At 62.9% G+C, this 21672-nt stretch carries 19 protein-coding genes and 1 pseudogene; 11 read left to right on the top strand and 9 right to left on the bottom strand.

Annotated elements, in window-relative coordinates; translation table 11 throughout:
• Nucleotides 1-261 precede the first annotated feature (261 nt).
• Together CAF53_RS17100 and CAF53_RS17095 are read right to left on the bottom strand one after the other, a co-directional pair.
• Entirely contained in the window at nucleotides 262-1098 is an 837-nt protein-coding gene (locus CAF53_RS17100; protein WP_100238969.1) for a TIGR00266 family protein, read from the bottom strand.
• Nucleotides 1099-1196: 98 nt separating this feature from the next.
• Nucleotides 1197-1883, bottom strand: coding sequence for a CDP-alcohol phosphatidyltransferase family protein (locus CAF53_RS17095; RefSeq protein ID WP_046763770.1), 687 nt, complete (start codon nucleotides 1881-1883; stop codon nucleotides 1197-1199).
• Between the two features lie 199 nt (nucleotides 1884-2082).
• Between CAF53_RS17095 and CAF53_RS17090 the strand changes: the two genes are divergently transcribed.
• Complete coding sequence (locus tag CAF53_RS17090) at nucleotides 2083-3330, top strand: DUF4010 domain-containing protein (protein WP_100238968.1); 1248 nt, start codon at nucleotides 2083-2085, stop codon at nucleotides 3328-3330.
• Nucleotides 3331-3423: 93 nt separating this feature from the next.
• Here the strand turns inward: CAF53_RS17090 and CAF53_RS17085 are convergent, their stop codons facing one another.
• Both CAF53_RS17085 and CAF53_RS17080 read right to left on the bottom strand, forming a co-directional pair.
• Nucleotides 3424-4713 carry a dihydrolipoamide acetyltransferase family protein gene (locus tag CAF53_RS17085; RefSeq protein ID WP_100238967.1) on the bottom strand — a complete coding sequence of 430 codons (1290 nt, stop codon included), beginning with the start codon at nucleotides 4711-4713 and terminating at the stop codon, nucleotides 3424-3426.
• Nucleotides 4703-7053, bottom strand: a pseudogene (locus CAF53_RS17080) (transketolase). The gene CAF53_RS17085 and the pseudogene CAF53_RS17080 overlap by 11 nt, the downstream one beginning before the upstream one ends.
• Before the next feature lie 134 nt (nucleotides 7054-7187).
• Between CAF53_RS17080 and CAF53_RS17075 the strand changes: the two are divergent.
• The 9 genes from CAF53_RS17075 (at nucleotide 7188) to CAF53_RS17035 (ending at nucleotide 15767) form a co-directional block, all read left to right on the top strand.
• A complete protein-coding gene (locus CAF53_RS17075; protein ID WP_046764082.1) occupies nucleotides 7188-7649 on the top strand; it encodes an Lrp/AsnC family transcriptional regulator in 462 nt (153 codons plus the stop codon).
• Between the two features lie 372 nt (nucleotides 7650-8021).
• On the top strand, nucleotides 8022-8717 hold the full coding sequence (locus CAF53_RS17070) for a tetratricopeptide repeat protein (RefSeq protein WP_197707468.1): 696 nt from the start codon (nucleotides 8022-8024) through the stop codon (nucleotides 8715-8717).
• Complete coding sequence (locus CAF53_RS17065; protein WP_157801282.1) at nucleotides 8714-9604, top strand: CHASE domain-containing protein; 891 nt, start codon at nucleotides 8714-8716, stop codon at nucleotides 9602-9604. The genes CAF53_RS17070 and CAF53_RS17065 overlap by 4 nt, the downstream gene beginning before the upstream one ends.
• Complete coding sequence (locus CAF53_RS17060; protein WP_100238964.1) at nucleotides 9601-11511, top strand: response regulator; 1911 nt, start codon at nucleotides 9601-9603, stop codon at nucleotides 11509-11511. Before CAF53_RS17065 ends, CAF53_RS17060 begins: the two co-directional genes overlap by 4 nt.
• Nucleotides 11508-11885, top strand: a complete 378-nt coding sequence (locus tag CAF53_RS17055) for an Hpt domain-containing protein (RefSeq protein WP_046763766.1) — start codon at nucleotides 11508-11510, stop codon at nucleotides 11883-11885. Before CAF53_RS17060 ends, CAF53_RS17055 begins: the two co-directional genes overlap by 4 nt.
• Before the next feature lie 29 nt (nucleotides 11886-11914).
• On the top strand, nucleotides 11915-13564 hold the full coding sequence (locus CAF53_RS17050; RefSeq protein WP_100238963.1) for a Glu/Leu/Phe/Val dehydrogenase dimerization domain-containing protein: 1650 nt from the start codon (nucleotides 11915-11917) through the stop codon (nucleotides 13562-13564).
• A 95-nt stretch (nucleotides 13565-13659) separates the two neighbouring features.
• Nucleotides 13660-14571, top strand: coding sequence for an NAD(P)/FAD-dependent oxidoreductase (locus CAF53_RS17045; RefSeq protein ID WP_100239526.1), 912 nt, complete (start codon nucleotides 13660-13662; stop codon nucleotides 14569-14571).
• 162 nt (nucleotides 14572-14733) lie between these two features.
• The gene (locus CAF53_RS17040) at nucleotides 14734-14928 is read left to right on the top strand and encodes a hypothetical protein (protein WP_046763764.1); all 195 of its coding nucleotides are present in this window, start codon (nucleotides 14734-14736) and stop codon (nucleotides 14926-14928) included.
• 176 nt (nucleotides 14929-15104) lie between these two features.
• Nucleotides 15105-15767, top strand: a complete 663-nt coding sequence (locus CAF53_RS17035; RefSeq protein WP_046763763.1) for a sigma-70 family RNA polymerase sigma factor — start codon at nucleotides 15105-15107, stop codon at nucleotides 15765-15767.
• A gap of 156 nt (nucleotides 15768-15923) precedes the next feature.
• Here the strand turns inward: CAF53_RS17035 and CAF53_RS17030 are convergent, their stop codons facing one another.
• The 4 genes from CAF53_RS17030 to CAF53_RS17015 all read right to left on the bottom strand — a co-directional run bounded on the left by CAF53_RS17030 (nucleotide 15924) and on the right by CAF53_RS17015 (nucleotide 19371).
• A complete protein-coding gene (locus CAF53_RS17030; RefSeq protein ID WP_197707467.1) occupies nucleotides 15924-16238 on the bottom strand; it encodes a hypothetical protein in 315 nt (104 codons plus the stop codon).
• 311 nt (nucleotides 16239-16549) lie between these two features.
• The gene (locus CAF53_RS17025; protein ID WP_046763760.1) at nucleotides 16550-17944 is read right to left on the bottom strand and encodes an NAD(P)(+) transhydrogenase (Re/Si-specific) subunit beta; all 1395 of its coding nucleotides are present in this window, start codon (nucleotides 17942-17944) and stop codon (nucleotides 16550-16552) included.
• Nucleotides 17945-17947: 3 nt separating this feature from the next.
• Nucleotides 17948-18238 (bottom strand): NAD(P) transhydrogenase subunit alpha, encoded by a 291-nt coding sequence (locus CAF53_RS17020; protein ID WP_046763759.1) that lies wholly within the window; start codon nucleotides 18236-18238, stop codon nucleotides 17948-17950.
• Complete coding sequence (locus tag CAF53_RS17015; protein ID WP_100238961.1) at nucleotides 18235-19371, bottom strand: NAD(P) transhydrogenase subunit alpha; 1137 nt, start codon at nucleotides 19369-19371, stop codon at nucleotides 18235-18237. Before CAF53_RS17015 ends, CAF53_RS17020 begins: the two co-directional genes overlap by 4 nt.
• 354 nt (nucleotides 19372-19725) lie before the next feature.
• On the opposite strand from CAF53_RS17015, the gene CAF53_RS17010 reads away from it, so the two are divergent.
• Nucleotides 19726-20289 carry a GntR family transcriptional regulator gene (locus CAF53_RS17010; protein ID WP_347337867.1) on the top strand — a complete coding sequence of 188 codons (564 nt, stop codon included), beginning with the start codon at nucleotides 19726-19728 and terminating at the stop codon, nucleotides 20287-20289.
• Nucleotides 20290-20458: 169 nt separating this feature from the next.
• On the opposite strand, the gene CAF53_RS17005 is transcribed toward CAF53_RS17010, so the two are convergent.
• Entirely contained in the window at nucleotides 20459-21667 is a 1209-nt protein-coding gene (locus CAF53_RS17005) for an acetyl-CoA C-acetyltransferase (RefSeq protein WP_100238960.1), read from the bottom strand.
• Between the last annotated feature and the right edge of the window lie 5 nt (nucleotides 21668-21672).

The raw sequence follows: 21672 nt of genomic DNA, 5'->3' as shown, positions 1-21672 counted from the left end.
GGCCAACCTATATTTCCAAGCTGGACTATTCCGATGTTGCCGCCTCGCCACGGAGCAACGATCTCCATCAAAATAGGATTGGGCACTTTGCCCGCTTGCCGGCTTGGCGTCTTCCAGTGCGGGGGTTCAGCAGGATCATCGCACATATCCCGTCTGCCAATCGGCCATGCCCTTGAACGCCGCCTGGCGCCCGATGCCACAACACGATCCTGTAAAGCGCGTTAATTCCGATGAAATCCCCAGAGCAACGGGACTCTCGACCTAATTGTTACCGCCAATCAGATCTCCCAAACCGCCCAGGACGGAGCCTTCGCCGCGATTCTGTCCGCCCCGGCTTCCGGCAGCCGCCAGCATCCGACCCGCAAGCCGGGAGAAGGGCAACGACTGGATCCACACTTTGCCGGGCCCGGTCAGGCGCGCGAAAAACAGACCTTCACCGCCGAACAGGATGCTTCGCACACCCCCCGCCCGCTCCAGATCGAAATCGACCGTATCGGTGTAGGCGGCGACGCAGCCCGTATCGACATGCAATTGCTCCCCCGGCGCCAGTTCGCGTTCGACGATCGTTCCGCCCATCTGGACGAAGACCCAGCCATCGCCTTCCAGCTTCTGCATGATGAAGCCTTCGCCGCCGAACAGTCCGGTCATGATCCGCTGCTGAAAATGGACGCCGATCGAGACGCCCTTCGCGGCGGCCAGAAAACTGTCCTTCTGGCAGATCAGCCGGCCGCCATATTGGTCGAGACGGATGGGCAGGATCGCGCCGGGCGTGGGCGAGGCGAAGGCGACCCGCGCCTTGCCATGGCCATTATGCGTGAACACGGTCGTGAACAGGCTCTCGCCGGTGACCAGACGCTTGCCCGCGCCCAGCAGCTTGCCCATGAAGCCGCCGTCGCTGCCGCCGCTGCCGTCACCGAAAACGGTGGTCATGCCGACCACCGCATCCTTCCAGACCAATGCCCCTGCCTCCGCAACCGCGCTTTCGCCCGGATCGAGTTCGATTTCGAGGAATTGCAGTTCCTGCCCCTTGATCTCGAAATCGATGTCATCCGCGATGCCGGGCTGACGATGATGCTGCCATGGGCTGGGGTTCGGCATTGTCGGGCTCCTGAAGTTCGGAAGGCCGTTCATAACCGTTCCGGATCATGTTCGGCTAGCCCGCTTCGCGCTTGCATGCAGCCGGCGGCACGTCGCCCCTATCGTTGCCCCGCCTCTATCCTGGCCAGGCGCCGTCCGGTGACCAGCGTCTGGATGATGAACAGGATGATGAGAATGGCGCCGACCGTTCCCACGAATATGTCGAATCCCGACCAGGCCCCGAACAGGCCGGGGCCGGAACCCAGTTGCATCATCATGGCGGTCAAGGTCATCAGCATCAGGCGAAGCTCGGTCGGACCGGCGGAAAGATAGGAAAGCTTGAATTCCCCAAGGACCCGGGCGGAAAGATAGGCGTGGATCGACAGCAGCAGATAGCCCGCCAGCGCGATCATGGCGACGTCCATCGTCACGAACGGACTGAGACCCATCCCCGCCAGGATCAGCAGAACGACCAGACCGTCGCAGCTATGATCGATGAAATAGCCATAGGAAGGCCGCTCTATATGGCGATAGCGAGCGAGGCTCCCGTCCATCGAGTCACCGAACCATTGCACGGTATAGCCCATGATCGCGAGGAGGAGCCATGCGGAGCCGTAATTGCTCGCCGCATAGCCCGCAAAGGTCATGAAGGCGCCGATCACACCCAACAGGGTCAGCAAGTCCGGTGTCACCCATGCGGGCATCCGGCCGCAAAACCAGGTCAGGAGCCTCCGTTCGGCCTTGGCGAGATAATTTTGCTGGATTCTATCCAGTTGGGCCGGAGCGGGATGTAATGGATTTGTCATATGCTCTTATGGGGCAAGTGCCGCGCAAGAGCAACGCCGGCCACTGGTCGATCGGGGGCGTCCGATGGAACGGGGCACAGCGGCAGGCATGAAATGTGCCGACAGGACAGACCGCAAAAAAGAGTGCCCACCCAAGAAGGTTGATTGTGGTTTATACCTATGCCGTCGTCACGACAGCAGGCATAGGCATGCAAAGCCCATGACCGACATTGCCCAACCCTATCTGTCCATGATCGCCTCCATCGCGGTCGGATTGCTCGTGGGGCTGGAGCGCGGCTGGACACAGCGGGATCTGGGCAAGGGCCACAGGGTCGCGGGTTTTCGAACCTTCGGCCTGATCGGATTGCTGGGCGGTATCGGCGGATTGGCGCCCGACACCGTCGCTGCCTCTCTCTGCCTGGGAGTCGTGGCTGTCCTGGCGATCGGCTATGCGCGCAGCGTCGATCCGGAGAATCTGTCCGCCACAACGACGCTCGCCGGCCTGCTGACCTTCGGCGCGAGTTTCTGTGCCACGAGGGTGTCGCCCGCGCTGGGTCTTGCAACGGGCGCGGCGACCTTTGCGATCCTGAGCGCGCGGCAATCGATGCACGCCCTGCTCAGGGGCATGGACGAAAGCGAAATCGAGGGCGTGTCCCGCTTCCTGCTGGTCGCACTCGTCATCCTGCCACTGCTGCCGGACGCCGCCTACGGCCCCTTTGATGCGTGGAACCCTCGCAAGATATGGATGGTGGTCGTATTCGTGACCGGCCTGTCCTTTTCTGGCTATGCCATTTCCAGACGCTTCGGCCGCGACCGGGGAATATTGGTGGTGGCCCTGACGGGCGCCATCGTCTCCTCCACGGCCGTGACGGCGGATTACGCCCGTCGCCTGCGCGACGAACCGGAGGCCCGGGACATATTGTCGGCGGGCATCGCGGTCGCGTCCATCGTCATGTTCGTGCGGGTTCAGCTCGTTGCACTCGCCCTCATCCCACGCGCCGTTCCCACGCTGGCGCTGACCATGGCTCCTGCGACGCTGGTTGCCGTGATATTCGCCCTGATCGCCTGGCGACGCCATGGCAAAGGTGGCGACGGCATGGAGATTTCCAATCCGCTCGGCTTTGCACCTGCGCTCATGCTGGCGGCTCTGGTAGCAGGATTGTCGCTTGCCGCACGATGGGCGCTGGCGCGTTTCGGCGAGCAAGGCATGGCCGTCATTCTGACCCTGACCGGCATATCCGACGTCGATGCCGCGGTGATGACCATGGCTGGACTGCCGCCCGACCTGCTGGACAATCGTAGCGCAGGCCTCATTCTGGGGAGCGCTGTCCTGGCCAATACGCTGGCCAAGGCGGTGATGACCCTGGTCATCGGATGGCGTCACGGCGGCGGCAGGGCCGCCATGCCGCTTCTCGCCGCGGTGACCGCAGCCGCCGCCAGTCTGGCCGGTTGGATGGCGTTGGGCTGATCCTGCTTTTGCCCCCCGGTCGGCCGGATCATCCACCCGCATCAGTCGACGGAGCCAGAAATGGCGATGGATCCAGCTTCTTCCCTTCGCCTCTCAGCTCATGACAAGCATCGGGGTTTCGACGAAGGTTCGAAACGCGTCCATGAACCGGGCTGCGATGGCACCGTCGATGGCGCGATGATCGAAGCTGCCCGTGGCCGCGACGATGGTCGCGAGCGCCAGCTCCCCATCGACCTTCCATGGTTGCTCGACAGCGGCGCCGATCCCCAGAATCAGCGCCTGGGGTGGATTGATGACAGGAAACATCTCATCGATGCCGAACATGCCGAGATTGGAGATTGAAGCGGTTCCTCCCTGATAGTCCTCGGGTTGGAGATGGCCCGCACGCGCCTTTACCGCGAGCCCCTTGCTCGCCTGGGCGATCGCGGACAGCGACAATGCGGACACATCTCGAATGACCGGGGTGATGAGACCGCCGTCGATCGCGACCGCCATCGCAATGTCGACCCGGCCGAAGCGATGGAGGTCGTCGCCCCCATATTGCACATTCGCGTCGGGCACCTCGACGAGCGCCAACGCCATCGCCTTCATGAGCAAATCGTTGACGCTCAATTTGATCCCCCGGGCTGCAAGGCCGGCGTTGAGCTCCTCACGCAGCCTGAGGAGTGGATCGATGTTGCATCGGACGGTGAGATAGAAATGAGGGATCGTCCGCTTCGCCTCGGTCAGCCGGCGCGCGATCGTCCGCCGCATCGCGCTCAGCTTGACGGTTTCGACGGGCACGCCCGCAGGGGGCGGCACGATGCCCGTCCCTGCGTCCGCAGCGCCGCCCGGGCGCAGCGATGAGGGGGCAGGGACGACCAGCGGCGCAACAGGAAGGTCGGCCCGGACGATCCTGCCGTTGGGGCCCGATCCGACGATGCCTTCAAGATCCATACCCTTCGCATCAGCGATGCGTTGTGCCAATGGACTGACCTTGAGGCGGCCCGATGGCGACGGACGCCTGGGGGACGCGCTCACGGACGGCGGCGCGTCGACGAGCAAGACGCCCTCCCCCATCGGCACCAGGATCGGTTCGGGATCAACGGGCGCCGCGTCCTCGTCCATCGCTTGGGCAACGGTCGCCGTATCGGCGCGTTCATCGGCGGCGGCGAGCAGAGCAATCACCGTTCCGACGGCGACATCATCCGTCCCCGCCGCAATGACGAGAGTGGTTATGCGGCCCTCATCGACGGCTTCCAACTCCATCGTCGCCTTGTCGGTCTCGATCTCGGCAATGAGATCGCCCGGCTTGATGCTATCGCCCTCAGACACCAGCCACTTCGCCAGATTGCCTTTCTCCATCGTCGGCGACAGCGCCGGCATCCTGAGTTCAATTGCCATCTGAGTTCCTCAAAAAGAGTTCGGCGGCAGCCTCCACGATCGCGTCGGCATCCAGCCTGTATGTACGGTACAGGTCAGGTAGATCTCCGGTCTGACCAAAACGGTCGGTTCCCAGCGGACTGACCCGCATGCCAAGTACACCGCCGAGCCAGGAAAGCGCAGAAGGCGAGCCATCCAGAACGGTGATCAGGCCCGCACCCGGCGCCAGCGCGGACAACAGCTTCTCGGCATGGCAGGGCTGGCTTGCGCCACCCGACCAGCGGGCTGCGCATCGCGCCGACCAGCCACGATGCAGCAGATCGGGCGACGTCACGTTGAGCAGGCCGATCCCCGGAATGTCGTCGGCCAATTGTTCCCAAGCGGCCAGTGCCTCGGGTGCGACCACCCCGCTGAAGACGATGGCGGCCTCGGCGCCCGCCGCCGGCTTGCGAAGCCAATAGCCGCCTTGCAGCGCGTCTGCCTGCCACGCATCGTCCTCGCGCTCGACCTGCTGGATCGAACGCGTCGAAAGCCGGAGATATACGGAGGAGCCGTCAGGGCGCTGCATATGCTCGAAGGCCCAACGCATCATCAGGGCGAGTTCGTCGGCAAATGCCGGATCGAAATAAGCGAGATTGGGCTGTCCCATGCCGATCAGCGGCGTATTGATCGACTGATGCGCGCCGCCCTCGGCCGCCAGCGTCATGCCCGACGGCGTCCCGACAAGCAGGAAGCGTGAGTCCTGATAGCAACCATAGTTCAGCGCATCGAGACCACGCGAAACGAACGGATCATAGACGGTGCCCACGGGAATGAGGCGCGTACCGAAATGAGGCGCCGCCAATCCGAGCGAGGCGAGCAGGAGGAAGAAATTATTCTCCGCGATGCCCAGCTCGATATGCTGACCAGCCGCATGCTGCGCCCATTTTTGCGCGGACGGGATTTTGGCCTTCTGGAAAACGTCGGCCAGTTCTTGCCGGCGAAAGATCCCGCGCTGATTGACGAATGCGCCCAGATTGGTCGTCTGGGTCACGTCCGGAGCCGTCGTGACAATGCGGTCGGCCAGTTGCTCGCCCGATTTGGCGAGATCGAGCAATATCCGGCCGAAAGCAGCCTGCGTCGACTGGTCCGCGCCTTCGGGAACAGGGATGGCAGGAACGGGCACGGCCCCCGCGGTCGGCTCCGGCGGCTTGGAAGCGAAGCGCGATCGGGCGATGAACGCCTTGAGCTGCGCTGCCACATTGTCGCCCTGGCCAGCCCAAGGCTCCCATTCCTCACCCTCGGCAATGCCCATGGACGATCGAAACATGTCCATTTGAGCATTGTTCATCATGCCGGAATGATTGTCCTTATGACCGGCGAGAGGCGTGCCATAACCTTTGACCGTATAGGCTATGAACAGGGTCGGCCGATCGTCGGTGGCGCTGTCGAACGCGTCCATCAGCGTCTCGATGCAATGCCCGCCAAGATTGGTCATCAGAGCCGCCAGCCCCTGATCGTCGAAGCTGTCGAGCAGCTTCGCGACATGCGGCTTGCTGCCGATGTCGTCCACAAGGCGCTGACGCCAGGCGGCGCCGCCCTGATATGTCAGAGCGGCGAATTCCGCATTCGGGCAGTTGTCGATCCATTCCTGAAGCGACTTTCCGCCCGGCCTCTGAAATGCCGCACGTTGCAGCTTGCCATATTTGAGCGTGAGGACACGCCATCCACATGTCTCGAAAATATCGTCAAACCGGCGGAACATCCGATCCGCCGTCGTGGCATCGAGCGACTGGCGGTTATAGTCCACGATCCACCAGCAGTTACGAAGGTCGTGCTTATAGCCTTCGATCAGGCACTCGTAGATATTGCCTTCGTCAAGCTCCGCATCGCCCATCAAGGCGATCATGCGGCCAGCATCTTCCTCGCGGACCTGGCCATGGGCGACAAGATAATCCTGGACCAGCGAGGAGAAGGCGGTGATGGCGACGCCCAACCCAACCGATCCCGTCGAAAAATCGACCGGAATCCTGTCCTTTGTGCGACTGGGATAGCTTTGCACGCCGCCCAGGCCGCGAAAGCGCTGGAGATGATCCAGGCTCTGGTTTCCCAACAGATAATGAATGGCGTGGAGCACCGGGCCGGCATGGGGCTTCACGGCCACTTTGTCATTCGGGCCAAGGGCATAAAATAAAGCGCCGCCATGATGGCCGTCATGGACGCGCAACTTGCCTGATGGCCGCCCACCTTCAGGCCATCGCGCTTGGGACGAATATGGTTCGCATTATGCACTGTCCAGGAAGCCAGCCACAGCAAGCGTCGATCGATCGCTTCCAGCGCATCAACGATATCTTGTCGATCGTTCGACAGGGCGATGGTCATGGGTGGTTCCTTTCAGCTGGAGGTCAGCTTAACCGGAATCCTCCACGCAGGTCCTTGCGAAATCAGCCGATGAATGCGACAGAATTGGCAGATTCTTTCATATCCAGATGATTTGATCGCAGAATGTTTCAATGATGCCGAGTTTGGATGAAATCGACCGGAAGCTGCTTCGGGCTTTGCAGGCCAATGGCCGCATCACCAATCAGGACCTGTCGGACCTTGTCGGCTTGTCGCCCTCCCCTTGCCTCAGGCGCTTGCGTCAACTCGAAAGTGCCGGCGTCATCTCGCATTATGCCGCGCTCGTTGATCCGGCGGCGGTCGGCTTAACGGTGACCGCCTTCGTTCGCGTCCGACTCGATCAACAGGATGACCGCCATCTGGCTGCGTTCGAAAAAGCCGTCGACGGCTTTCCGGAGGTCATGGAATGTTATCTGATGACCGGCGACGCCGACTATCAGTTGAGGATACTCGTCGAGTCACTCAATCTGTTTGAGGACTTCCTCCGTCACAAGCTCACCAAAATCCGCGGTGTCGCCCAGGTCACCACCAGTTTTGCGTTGCGGCCGGTCGTGTATCGGACCGCCCTGCCCCTCTGAACGCGCCAGGAGGCACTGTCGTCTCCGGAGATATCCGACATATAAGAATTCGCTATCGTCGCGCCGCCTACCCATACATCATGCCCGGCACGCTGTCCCGCCGGCCTTTCCCGACCGCCCCCCAGCGTCCCGTTTTGATGTGCATGCCCGTCTCATTCAGAAGGCGTTTTCCCCCGAAAAACAGCGCGCTTTTCGCGGCGGGCTGAGTTACCATGGTCCCTGGCCGTCAAACACAGTGTTCGGCCCGGCATAATATGCCGGAGAGGTGCCGCCATGCGGGGCTTGGGCATTTCATCTAGGCCCTTCGTGCAGGGGTCAGGTGCGGCGGGCATATCGGCCGCAACGCTCCTCCTTTGTGTCCGGAAAACCCTGTTGGCGGGTATTTTCCTTCTGTCCGCCCCCTGCCATGCCGGCCCGTTCGAGGATGCCACCGCCGCCTATCGACGGGGCGACTATACAACCGCGCTGCGCCTCTATCAAAGCCTCGCCGATCAGGGCGACCCGCGCGCGCAGACCAATCTCGGCCGCATGTATCTTACCGGCCGCGGCACCGGCAAAAACTATCCCGAAGCGCTGAAGCTGCTACGCCGCGCCGCCGCCCTGGGTTTCGCGGACGCCCAATATAATCTCGGCGAAATCTATTTGCGCGAATGGGGCGTGGACCAGGATCTGGTGGAAGCGGCGCGATGGTACACTCGCGCCGCCGAGCAGGGCCATGTCGGCGCGCAATTCACTCTCGCGGTCCTGTACATGATCGGTCGGGGCCTTCGTGAGAGCAAGCCCAAAGCCGCCTACTGGTTCGAACGCGCCGCCGCGCAGGGCAATCCGGACGCGCAAGTCGAGTTGGGCGATATCTACGCGACGGGCCGAGGCGTCAGCCAGGACAAGGTGACTGCCTATAAATGGCTACAGCTTGCCCAGACCAACGGCCGGACCGAGCGCGTGCGCACAAAGGCGACCCAATTGCTGGACCGCCTGTCGCGCGGCATGTCGCCGGCACAGATCGCGGAGGGCCAACGCCTTGCCCGCGAATGGCAACCCGTTCCCGCAAGGACCGGCCAGCCATGACGAGACCGAACCTCCCCCCCGACGCCAAAGGCTGGCTCGCCCGCAGTCGCCCCTATTGGTTCGCCATCCTTGTGGGGATCGTCAGCATGGGCCTGACGGTGGGGGCCTGGCGCTGGCTTTCGGCCGAGCAGGGCCGATCGATCGAGACGGAATTCACTTTGGAAGCGGAGCAGCGCGCGGAAGGGATAAAACGGCAATTTTCCTCCGAAACCAGCGTGATAAAGGCGCTACTGGGCTATTATTTGGGATCGGATGCCGTCAGCCGCAGCGAATTCGACGCCTTCACGCGCGTCTATCTGACGGGTCTGTCCAGCCTCGATACCGTCCAATGGGTTCCCCATGTCTCCGGCGTGGAGCGCAGGGCCTGGGAGACCAGGGGGGCAACCGAACTCGGCAAGGATTTCCGCTTCACCCGGGTCGACCGGCACGACGCCGCCGTCCCGGCACCGCCCGGTTCGGACTATTTCCCGATCTTCTATGCGCAATCCTCGCTCGGGGATGCTGGCGGCATATTGGGCTTCGACTGGGGGTCGGACCCCTTTGCCCGTTCCGCTTTGTTGGCGGCTCGCGACAGTGGGGAGATCAACGCGGCGGCCCATGTCCGCCTGCCGCTGATGATGGACGATGATCCCCGCATCGCCGTGTTCGCGCCGGTCTATGATGGCAATGCGGACGCCATGACCGTCGACCAGCGGCGCACGCATCTCAAGGGCTTCGTGGTCGTCGTGCTGCGGATCGGCGACGTGATCCAGAACGCCATCGATCTGATGCCGCGCAAGGGGGTCGACCTTTATCTGCTCGATTCCGCCGCTCCACCATCGCAGCGCGTCCTGCTGTCGGTCCTCGCATCGGGCGAACGGACCAGGTCCGCCGCCCCCCGACCATGACGGCGGAGATTTTCCACAGCAGCTCGCTCGTCATCGGCAACAGCGTCCTCACGATCTACAGCGCAGCCACGCCCGCTTACGGCCGCAAGCGGGGCATCGCCACGCCCCTGATCGCGCTGGCAGGCGGGATGGGCATCAGCCTGATCCTGCTCATCTATCTCATCTCCCTCGCCAACCAGCGCACCCGCATCGAGCAGGTGGTGGCCCAACGCACCGCCGAACTGCGCGGCCTCAATGTCCGGCTGGAGGAACGGACGATGCAGCTCGAATCCTCCGAGATCGAACTGCGCGCCGCCAAGGACAAGGCGGAGGAAGCGACCCGCGCCAAGAGCCAGTTCCTCGCCAATATGAGCCATGAGATCCGCACGCCGATGAACGGCGTGATCGGCGCCGCCGAATTGCTGAGCGACACGCCGCTCACCGCTTCGCAGCGCGAATATCTCTATATGGTGACGCAATCGGCCGACGCGCTGCTCCACCTCATTGACGACATTCTCGATTTCTCGAAGATCGAGGCGGGCCGTCTGGAACTGGAACATGTCGCCTTCAGCATTCGCGAGGAGCTGGCCGACACGTTGCAGGCCTTTGCCGGGCGCGCGACCGAAAAGGGGATCGAGCTGGCCTGCCATGTCGCGCTCGATGTGCCCGATGGGCTGGAGGGCGATCCGCACCGGCTGCGCCAGGTCATCATCAATCTTGTCGGCAATGCGCTGCGCTTCACCGACAAGGGTGAGGTAGTGCTGGACGTCAGCGTCGACGCGCCGGTCGAAGGTCAGGGAGCACCGGACCGGGCGCGCCTGCGCATCGCGGTCAGCGATACCGGCCCAGGCATCGCGCCGGCAAAGCAAAGGCTGATCTTCGAGGCTTTCTCGCAGGCCGACGCATCCTTCACCCGCCGCTTCGGCGGCACGGGGCTTGGGCTCACCATCGCCTCGCAACTGGTGCAGTTGATGGGCGGGCGGCTGGAACTGTCGAGCGAAGTCGGACGCGGCAGCATCTTCCATTTCACCATCCCCTTCGTCCTGTCGCGGGTCGAACCGGCCGGCCGGTCTATCGAACAGCCATCGCTGCGCGATCTGGCGGTGCTGGTGGTCGACGATAACGACACCAACCGCCGCATCCTGGACGAGATGATCCGAGGCTGGGGCATGAAGCCGCTGGCGGTCGACAGCGGCCCAAAAGCGCTCGCGGCGCTTAAGAATGCGGTCGGCATCGGCCGCCCCTTCCGGCTCGTGCTGCTGGACATGATGATGCCGAACATGGACGGCTTTGCGGTCGCGCGGGCGATCGTGCGCCGCAATGGCGCAGAGCAGCCGGCCGTCATCATGCTCTCTTCGGCACAAAAGGACGAAATGGCCCGCTGTACCGAGGCAACTGGCATTTCCGCCTTCCTGCTGAAACCCGTGCGCCAGTCCGAACTGCTGGAGGCCATTCTGGCCGTGCTGAAAGTCACGGTGGTCGAGGAAAGCGGCGAGGCCGAACCGGTGCCGGAGGACAGGCCCTCGCTCCACATATTGGTGGCGGAGGACAATGCCGTGAACCAGCGCCTCGCGCAGCGGTTGCTGGAAAAGCGTGGACATAGGGTGCAGATCGTCGGCGACGGCGCGCAAGCGGTGGAGGCCGTGAACCGGAACCGCTTCGACGTGGTACTCATGGACGTGCAGATGCCGGAGATGGACGGCTTCCAGGCCACCGCCGCCATTCGTGCGCGCGAGCGGTCGACAGGCGATCATATCCCGATCGTCGCGATGACCGCCCATGCGATGCGCGGCGACCGCGAGCGCTGCCTGGAGGCGGGGATGGACGACTATATCTCCAAACCTCTCAAGGTCGAGGATTTCTACGAGGTTGTCGAAGGGCGGATCGCCCGCGCCGGACAGCAGGAGAAGGAAAGGCGAGAGACATGAGCACGCTGATGGACTGGGCCAGGGCGCTCCAGAACGCCGATGGCAGCGAGGAGCTTCTGCTCGAACTTGCCGAAGTCTTTATCGCGGAATGCCCGGAAATGATGCGGCAGCTCCGCGCCGCGATCGACGGACGGGATATGCGCGAATTGCAGCGCACGGCCCACAGCCTCAAAGGGTCGGCGCGCATCTTCGCCGCTCCGGCCGCGACCGACGCCGCCTTCCGGCTGGAGGCGATGGGTGCGGACGGCGATCTGCGCCATGCGGACGACGCATGGGCGATCCTGCGCTTCGAGATCGACGGGCTGGTCCGCGCCCTGACCGCCAAGGTGCAGGGACAAGGTTCGAACGAAGCCAGCAACGCCCATAATTCATGAACCCGGCTTCGGCGATGGAGTAGAATGTCATGGCGAACAAGCGCATCACCGTTCTTCTGGTGGAAGATAATCCGGTCTATTCGCGCCTCATCCAGAAGCTGCTCAGCCGTTCGGACTATCCCCTGTTCGAGGTGATCCAGGTCGGCACGCTGGAAGGCGCGCTCGACCGGCTGTCGCATGGCGGTATCGATGTCGTCCTGCTCGACCTGATATTGCCCGACAGCACGGCGCTGGACACCTTCTACCGCGTCCGTGCCCATGACATGCGGACCCCGATCATCGTCCAGAGCGCGCTCGACGATATCGGCCTTGCCAGCAAGGCAGTGGAAAACGGCGCGGAGGATTATCTGCTCAAGGACAAGATCAATGGCGCCACGCTGCTCCGCTCCATCCATTATGCGATAGAACGCACCCACGCACGCGGCGCGGAATGGTCCTCCTCCATGCTGCACCTTGCCCAGCAGCAGTTTCTGAAGGCCGCCTATATCTCCGGCCTGGACGACAATATCCGGCAAAGGCTGCTCTTCCCCGAACGCGCCCAGATCGCCGCCCTGCCCTTCAAGCGGGATGGCAAGGACCAGGTCGAAACCGTCTTCGCCTATCGGGTGCAGCATGTGCTGACCATGGGACCGACCAAGGGCGGGCTGCGCTACCATCCGGACGTGAGTTTAGGCGAGGTCGCCGCCCTTTCGATGTGGATGACCTGGAAATGCGCGCTGATGAAATTGCCCTTCGGCGGCGCGAAGGGCGGCGTCCGGGTGGACCCGGCGACGCTCAGCAAGGATGAACTGGAACGGCTCACCCGCCGCTATACCTCGGAATTCATCAGCCTGATCGGCCCGGACAAGGATATTCCCGCGCCCGATATGGGCACCGATGCGCAGGTCATGGCCTGGATCATGGACACCTATAGCGAGCATGTCGGCTATTCCGTACCCTCGGTCGTGACCGGCAAGCCCGTGGTGCTGGGCGGATCGCTGGGCCGCAACGAGGCGACGGGCCGGGGGCTGGCCTATCTCGTCGGCGAAGCCTGCCGCCACATCGGCCTGAACATGAACGGCGCCACCGCCGTGGTGCAAGGCTTCGGCAATGTCGGCATGCATGCCGCCACCTTCCTCGCCGAAGCAGGGGCCAAGATCATCGGCGTCAGCGACGTCAGCGTCGCGCTGCACAATCCCAACGGCCTGCCGGTCGACAAGCTCAAGGACTATGTGCGCCAGCATCGCCAGCTTTTCGGCTGTCCCCATGGGGAGATCATTCCCAGCCGCGACCTTCTGGAACTGCATTGCGACATCCTTGCCCCCTGCGCCCTGCAGAACCAGATCACAGCGGCAAATTCCTCACGCATCAATTGCCGCATATTGGCGGAAGGCGCCAACGGCCCGACGACGCTGGAAGCCGACGATATGCTGGACGCACGCGGCATCATCGTGCTGCCCGATATATTGACCAATGCGGGTGGTGTCGTCGTTTCCTATTTCGAATGGGTGCAGGGCCTCCAGAACCTGACCTGGCCGCTGGAGGAGATCAACAGCCGCATGCAGGGCGTTTTGACCGATGCTCTCGCTCGCACCCTTCGCCGCTCCCAGGCGGAGAAGGTCGACATGCGTACGGCCGCGATGATCGAGGCATTGAGCCGGGTGGGCGCCGCCAACGAACTGCGTGGTCTGTTCCCCTGAACAAGGATGCCTCATGATCGCTGCGACACGCGATGATTGGCAGCCTGTCCGCCCGCTCAATGGAACCAAGCGATGAATCGACGCTTTTGGGCGGGATGGAGCCATTGGATTGCCTGATCATCGGTGCAGGACCTGCCGGATTGACGGCCGCAATTTATCTGGCTCGTTTTCACCTCACCGTGGGGCTGATCGACGGCGGCGAGAGCCGAGCTGCCCTCATTCCCATGACACGGAACCACGCCGGCTTTCCCGACGGCATCACCGGCGTCGAACTTCTGTCACGGATGCGTCGGCAGGCTGTCCAGTTTGGCGCTGAAATCCATCAGGATATTGTGGAGAATGTTCGACGCGACAACGGGATTTTCGCGGCCGATGGGAAAGCGCATTCTTTTGAAGCCAGATCGGTTCTGCTCGCCACCGGCGTCATCAATAATCGACCGCCGATCAAAGACGAACTCCACCAGGAGGCACTGCGACAAGGTCTTTTGCGCTATTGTCCGATTTGCGATGGCTTTGAGGTCACCGACCGCCGGATTGGCGTGATCGGGGCGGGAAGTCATGGCTATAACGAGGCGATATTTCTGAGAATCTACTCGGCGGACGTCACATTGATCGCGCCTGACGGAAATCTAGCGCTTTCTCCTGAAGAACGAGGGCATCTTGAGCAGCTTGGTATCCGGATGGAGGCTGGCCCGTGCGGTCAACTTCGGATCGGGGATAACCGGATCATAGTTCCCCTCCCCGATGCGGAGTTGGCCTTCGACAGCGTTTATCCCGCCTTGGGATCGAGAATCCGTTCCGATCTGGCGGACCAGCTCTCCGCAAATCTTTCCCAGGACGGGTGCATAATGGTAGACGCGCATCAACGAACCAGCGTCCCGGGCCTCTATGCGGCGGGCGACGTCGTGCGAGGCCTCGATCAGATCAGCCACGCAATGGGCGAGGCGGGAGTCGCAGCGACAACCATCCGAAATGACCTCGCGCAGATGGGCCGGTTCGCAAGATAGCGCCATCCGCCATGGCGGATCGATGCCGCACAAAAGAACATGGCGCGGCGCCAGCGGTGGAGAGCGGACGGCCGATCCGCATCCATTCGGGACAACATGCGTTGTTTGCTGGTTCGGTGCGGGCTTTCCGCCCTATCCCTTCTTTGCAAGGAGCGCATTATCATGAAGCATATCATCGGCCCCATCATTGGCACAGCGATCGACCGGAAGGATGGCGACAGCGGCGTCAAGGGCGCAATAATGGGCTATGTCGCATCCGGCGCCATCAAGACAGTCGCCAAGCTCGGCCTGCTCGCCGCGATCGCTGGCGGCGCCGTGGCATTGGCGAAGCGCGTCGGGTCGGAACCGCTCGCTTGATCGGGCGTTAACCATTTTATCGGGTCGCACTCCTCCCCCGCAGGGCGATTCGAGAAAAAAGGACCCCGTCAGCGCCTTGCTGTCGGGGTCTTCTCCTTATTGCGCCTCGCGCATGGGAACCGATACCAAGCCGAAATGTTCTTTCCATCAACGATCGATAAGACGGAGAGAAAAGCGTGACAGATCGCAACAGCGTTGTAGCACAGGCGGCCATTCTCCCGGACGCGGAATTCAAGGACAAGCTGGGCAAGACCATCCCGCATTTACGGGCCTTCGCACGGGGGCTTTGCGGCAATCCCGATACCGCCGACGATCTCGTGCAGGAAACGATGCTCAAGGCCTGGGCGGCGCGCAACCGTTTTGCCGCCGGCACCAGCTTCCGCGCCTGGACCTTCACGATCCTGCGCAATCATCATTTCAGCCAGATGCGGCGCAAGCGATTTGTGGGCGAGTGGGACGATCTGGTGGCAGAACGCAAGCTCGCAGCGCCCGCAGGCCAGGATATGAGCGTGGAACTGCGCGACATGATGCGCGCCCTGACGCAGCTTCCCGACCCGCAGCGCGAGGCGCTGATCCTCGTCGGGGCGGGCGGCCTTTCCTATGAGGAGGCGGCCGATATCATGGGCACGGCCATCGGTACCGTCAAAAGCCGGGTGGCTCGCGGCCGGGCCGCGCTGGAAGCGCTGATGGAGGGCGGTGTGCTCGACACCAAACGGCAGGATTTCGCCGATGGCGATCAAGCCGTGGTCAGCATCTTTGCCTATCTGGACAAGATACAGGCACGCAGCGGCCATGTCCCCCAATTGAGCGCCATGCTACCGCTCCCGGCAGCAGCCTGACGGCCGTTTGTGTCGAAGGTAAAAGGACCCCCGCCGGAGCTATGCTCCACGGCGGGGCCAGTTCAGGGAGGTGCCGCTCGAAGGGGAAGAGAGCGGTAACAGCAAGCTAGGCCTTTTGCGTAGCAATTCAAGATGGATTCGTCACCATTTTGGACTTTAAGGCTGGTCGATACGACAATCTTGCCAATCCCAGTCGCCACGCTGGACAAAGGCGACGAAAGCATCGTCAATGATCAGCGTCGCTTCCGCGCTGCGAAAATGCTGGCCCAACGAGGAGGGCCTGCGGGCAAGCAGCAATTCCCTGTCGGCCAGTTGCACGCGTGCCTGCCGCCCTTCGATCCTCAGGCCGAAACTACGTCCCTGCGCGCACGCGACATGGAACGCTTCATGATGCTCGACGCTTTGGGCCGTTGATGATGCCGCCAGCATCAGGGCGAAAGCGAGAGGAAGCGCAGGCACGGCAATCTCCATGGCTTGCATCCTCTCCGGCAATGCATGTTTGCTCTCAATTCTTCTCCGCCGCACCGGTTCCAGTATATCGGATATTATTCGGTATGCGCGATTTCGACCTGGCCCGCGGCGTCGCCCGATACCGGCTGCGCCGCGTTATCGGTCCCTTCTCGCAGGGGCAGGGTTGGCGCATTGCAATGGTTCTGGAGACGCACGCCATGCCTGGCCGGCACCTCCTTCATCAAGGCGCGGACTGGAGTATGGCAGCGAAAGGGGGCGGCGCCAACCTGGACGCCGCCCAAATGAGGGATGTAACCGTCCCGCCGGCAGGATCAATGCAGACCTGACCCGCCCCCTGCCAATTCCTTGGCGATGGTGCCGACCATGTCCTTGGCGTCGCCGAACAGCATCTGGGTGTTGCTGTTATAATAGATCGGATTGTCGATCCCGGCGAAGCCCGCGTTCATGCTGCGCTTGATCACGAACACCGACTTGGCCCGATCCGCCTCGATGATCGGCATGCCCGCGATCGCGCTCTGCGGATCGTCGCGCGCCGACGGGTTGATCGTGTCGTTCGCACCGATGATCAGCGCCACGTCGGCCTGCGGCAGTTCGGGGTTGATGTCATCCAGCTCGACCAGTTGCTCATAGGGCACATTGGCTTCGGCCAGCAGCACGTTCATATGGCCGGGCATGCGGCCCGCCACCGGATGGATCGCGAACTTGACGTCGACGCCCTTCTTGGTGAGCGCCTGATACAGTTCGCTGACCTTGTGCTGCGCCTGCGCCACGGCCATGCCATAGCCTGGGATGATGACGACGCTGCTGGCATTTTCGAGCTGCATCGCCGCTTCCTCCGCCGAAGCCGAACGCACCACCCGGTCGTCCTTGCCGCCCGCCGCGCCCGCCACGACGGCGCCGAAGCCGCCGAACATGACGTTGGCGAAGCTGCGGTTCATCGCCTTGCACATGATGACCGCCAGGATGAAGCCCGACGCGCCGTCCAATGCGCCAGCCACGATCAACAGCTTGTTGCCCAGCGCGAAGCCCATGGCGCTCGCCGCCAGACCCGCATAGCTGTTGAGCAGCGCGATGACGGTCGGCATGTCGGCGCCGCCGATCGGGATCACCAGCAGGATACCGAAGAGCAGGGCCAGCCCGACGAAGACCGGAAACAGGTAGGTCTGCGTCGGATCGATCGCCAGCATCGCGCCGATCACCACGGTCGCCAGCGCCACGCCGCCATTCACCACCCGCTGCCCGGCGAAGGACACCGGACGGCTGCCCATCAGTTCCTGCAACTTGGCAAAGGCGATGACCGAAGCGGTGCAGGTCAGGAAGCCCAGCAGCATCTCGAACATCAGCGCCCACAGGACGAAGCTGCCCGCATATTCGGCATGGGCATGCTTGTAATATTCCGCCGCGCCGATCAGGCCCACGGCGAGCGCGCCGAAGGCGTGCGAAATCGCCGTCCGCTGCGGTATGGCGGTCATCGGCATCAGCAGCGCCATCGGAATACCGACAGCCGCGCCGGCGATCATGGCAATGAGGATGAGGTTGTAATCGACAACCTCATGCTGGACCAGCGCGCCGATGATGGCGATCAGCATGCCGATCTCGCCCGCACGCACGCCCCGGCGCGCGGTCGAAGGGTGGCTCATCCACATGAGCGCAAGGATGAACAGCGACGAGGAGATGATCGCCGCGAAAGGTACGAAAGCGTGCATCTCTTACTTCCCCCGCGGCTTGAACATCTTGAGCATGCGGTCGGTGATCATGAAGCCCGAAACCAGGTTCACCGTCGCGCAGAACACGGCGATGAAGCCCAGCGTCTTGGCGAGCGGCGTCGCGCCCTCCTCCCCCGTGATCGTGATCGCGCCCACGATCACCACCGCCGCGATCGCATTGGTCAGCGACATCAGCGGCGAATGCAGCAGCGGCGATACCTTCTTGATCAACTGGAAACCCACAAAGGCCGCCAGGATGAAGACGAACAGATAATCAGGATTAAGTGCACTCATTGCATTGCCCCCGTCGATTGCAACCGGTCGTTCACGACCCTGCCGCCCTGCGTCACGCGGATGGCGTTGCCGATTTCCTCGTCCAGCACCGGCGCATTCTGGTCCTTGTTCCAGAAGGCCGAGAGGAAATTATAGAGGTTGCGCGCAAACAGCGCCGACGCATCCGCCGCCAGACGCGACGGCACATTCCTGTGCCCGACGATCCTGACGCCGTGCCGCTCGACCACTTCGCCCGGCACCGCGCCCTCGACATTGCCGCCTTGTTCGACGGCCAGGTCGACGATCACGCTGCCCGGCTTCATCGACGCGATCTGCGCGTCCGAAATCAGGCGCGGCGCGGGCCTGCCGGGGATCAGCGCGGTGGTGATGACGATGTCCTGCTTGGCGATATGGCCGGACACCAGTTCGGCCTGCGCCCTTTGATAATCCTCGGACATTTCGGTGGCATAGCCGCCCTTGCCCTCACCCTCGATCCCCGCGACGCTTTCCACGAAGATCGCCTTGGCTCCCAGGCTCTCGATCTGCTCCTTGGTGGCGGAACGCACGTCGGTCGCGGACACCTGCGCACCCAGCCGCCGGGCGGTGGCGATCGCCTGCAAGCCGGCAACGCCGACGCCCATGATGAAGACCTTGGACGGCGAAACCGTGCCTGCCGCCGTCATCATCATCGGGAAGGACCGGCCATATTCCGACGCGGCGTCCAACACCGCCTTGTAACCGGACAGATTCGACTGGGACGAAAGGATATCCATCGACTGCGCCCGCGTGATGCGGGGCATGAATTCCATCGCCAGCGCCTCATAGCCCGCCGCCGCATAGGCGTCGATCCGCGCCCTCTCGACAAAGGGATTGAGGCCCGCGACGATCCATGCGCCGGGCTTGGCGCCCGAAATGCTGGTCACATCCGGCCCCTGCACGCCCAGGATGATGTCGGCGCCCGCCACGGTTGAGGCACGATCACCCACGACGGCGCCCATGGCGGCATAATCGGCATCCGCTATCGCAGCGGCCAGGCCCGCGCCCGCCTCTACCGCGACCTGCGCCCCCAGGCCCAAGAATTTCTTGACCGTTTCAGGCGTACCCGAAACGCGCCGCTCACCGGACGCCAATTCTCTCAATATGCCGATCTTCACTCCATCCACCCTCGTCATGCGCGGGCAAGGTGCCGGTTCGGCCCAAACAGCCTGCTGCCCAACCCTTGCCTAAATGTGCCTATTATCGACTATGATTCGTTCGAATAATGGCAAATTCGAAAGAATCAAACCATTAATATGCACATTATATGAAAATTCCAGCGGGAGTGCCTTTGACGCTCAAATTCGCTATGGCCACCGGACGCCCGGACGAGGAGTAAGATGAGCACCCGCAAGCAAAATTCGCGTGAAGGACTGGTGACGGCCGCAGTGGCGAAGCTGCGCGATATGATCATCGCGCAACCGCCCGAAACACAAATCGGCTCGTTGCCCGACCTGGCAAAGGCGTTGGGCGTGGGCATCGTCACCGTGCAACAGGCTGCGCGCGTGCTGGAGCATGAAGGTTTTCTGAAGGTTCGGCGTGGGCCGGGCGGCGGCTATTATGGAACGCGACCCGACGCCGACGGGCTGAGCCAGGCCATTTCCGGCTTCCTCGCGCTGCATCATTCGGCGCATCCAGAGGCAATCGACATTATCACCTTGCTCGATTGCGAACTCATGGCGGCGGCAGCGCTGTCGACCAACGCAACCTTCCGATCCGAATTGGCGGCGCTCGTCGGTTCGATCGATAATCGGAATACCGCGCAGCAACGCAGTGAGTTCGATCAAAGCATGCTGGACATATTATATCAGATGGTCGATCGGCCGCTCATGGAGCTGCTATCTCGAGTGGCGGTCCATCACTATGCCGAATATCCACACGGCCCTGTCTATGGCGGAAGTAAAGGTAAACTACGCTGGAAACGCGATAAGCGAGCGATCATTTCGGCTATTCTTGACGGCGATCCGGAGCGAGCGCGATTCGAGGCCCAACGGCGACGCCGGGAAATCATGCGTCAGCTCAACGCGATAATCTGAAGCGGGGTCGCCCGCATCGGTCGCATGTCTCACGCGGCGGAATGCGGCGGCACGGTCCTGAAAGCTGATGACCGGCGCCGCGTATCGAGAGAAGGGTCGCCACGGGCCATCCCGGGACGACCGCTCCGGCGGTCGCGGCGGTGATGGCCGCGTCGCGCGCCCATGGCCGTCAGCGTTCGAAAATGGCGGCGAGCCCCTGACCGCCGCCGACGCACATGGTTTCCAGCCCATATCGCGCATCGCGGCGGCGCATCTCGTTCAGCATCGTCGCTGCGATGCGGGCGCCGGTGACGCCGATCGGATGGCCCAGGGAAATGCCGGAGCCATTGACGTTGAGCTTGTCGAGACGGCTGTCGTCCTCACTCCAGCCCCATGCCCTCAGAACGGCGAGCACCTGCGCCGCGAACGCCTCGTTAAGCTCTATGAGGTCCATATCGTCCCAACCAAGGCCCGTGCGTGCAAAGAGCCGGTCCACCGCGCCAACCGGGCCGATTCCCATACGCGAGGGATCGCAGCCCGCGGCGGCCCAGCCGACGAACCAGCCGCTCGGTTCCAGGCCCAGCTTGGCGAGTTGGTCTTCTGCGACGACCAGGCAGGCGGCGGCCGCGTCATTCTGCTGGCTCGCATTGCCGGCGGTCACCACCCCGCCCTCGATGGGCTTCAACGCCGAAAGCGTCTCGAGCGAGGCATCTTCACGGAAACCTTCGTCCCGGTCGAAGATCAATGGCTCACCGCGCTTTTGCGGCACGGCGACCGGGACGATCTCGTCGGCGAATTTGCCCTCCCGCCAGGCCGCCGCGGCGCGTTGGTGGGAACGGACGGCATAGGCATCCGACTGCTCCCGCGTGATCGCATAATCGCGGGCAAGGTTTTCCGCGGTCTCGATCATGCCCGTGATCACGCCGTACCGCTCGATAGGCTGCGACATCAGGCGCGCCCGGGTGAGGCGATCGTGCAGTTCGACGCTGCCCATCTTCGTGCCCTTGCGCAGCGCGGTTGAATAATGTTCGACGTTCGACATGCTTTCCGCGCCTCCCGCGACCACCACGTCGGCAGCGCCGGTCTGGACCATCATGGCCGCCTCGATGATCGCCTGAAGACCCGAGCCACAGCGGCGATCGAGTTGGAAGCCGGGCACATTCTGCGGCAGGCCCGCCGCCAGCCACGACCAGCGGCCGATGCTGGGGGCCTCGCCGCTGGGATAACCATGTCCGAAGACGACGTCGTCCACCCGTGCGGGATCGATTCCGCTCCGTTCGACGAGCGCCTTGATGATGGTGGCGCCAAGCTGGCCTGCCGAGAAGGAAGACAGCCCTCCCCCGAACTTCCCGACGGCGGTCCTAAGAGGCGAAACGATCGCGGCGCGGCGCAGTGTCATGATGT

It is taken from the genome of Sphingobium sp. LB126 (assembly GCF_002795205.1).
In the GTDB taxonomy this organism is placed as follows: domain Bacteria; phylum Pseudomonadota; class Alphaproteobacteria; order Sphingomonadales; family Sphingomonadaceae; genus Sphingobium; species Sphingobium chungbukense.
Note: the sequence above shows the minus strand (reverse complement) of the source record. Positions and strands in the feature narration are given on the sequence as shown.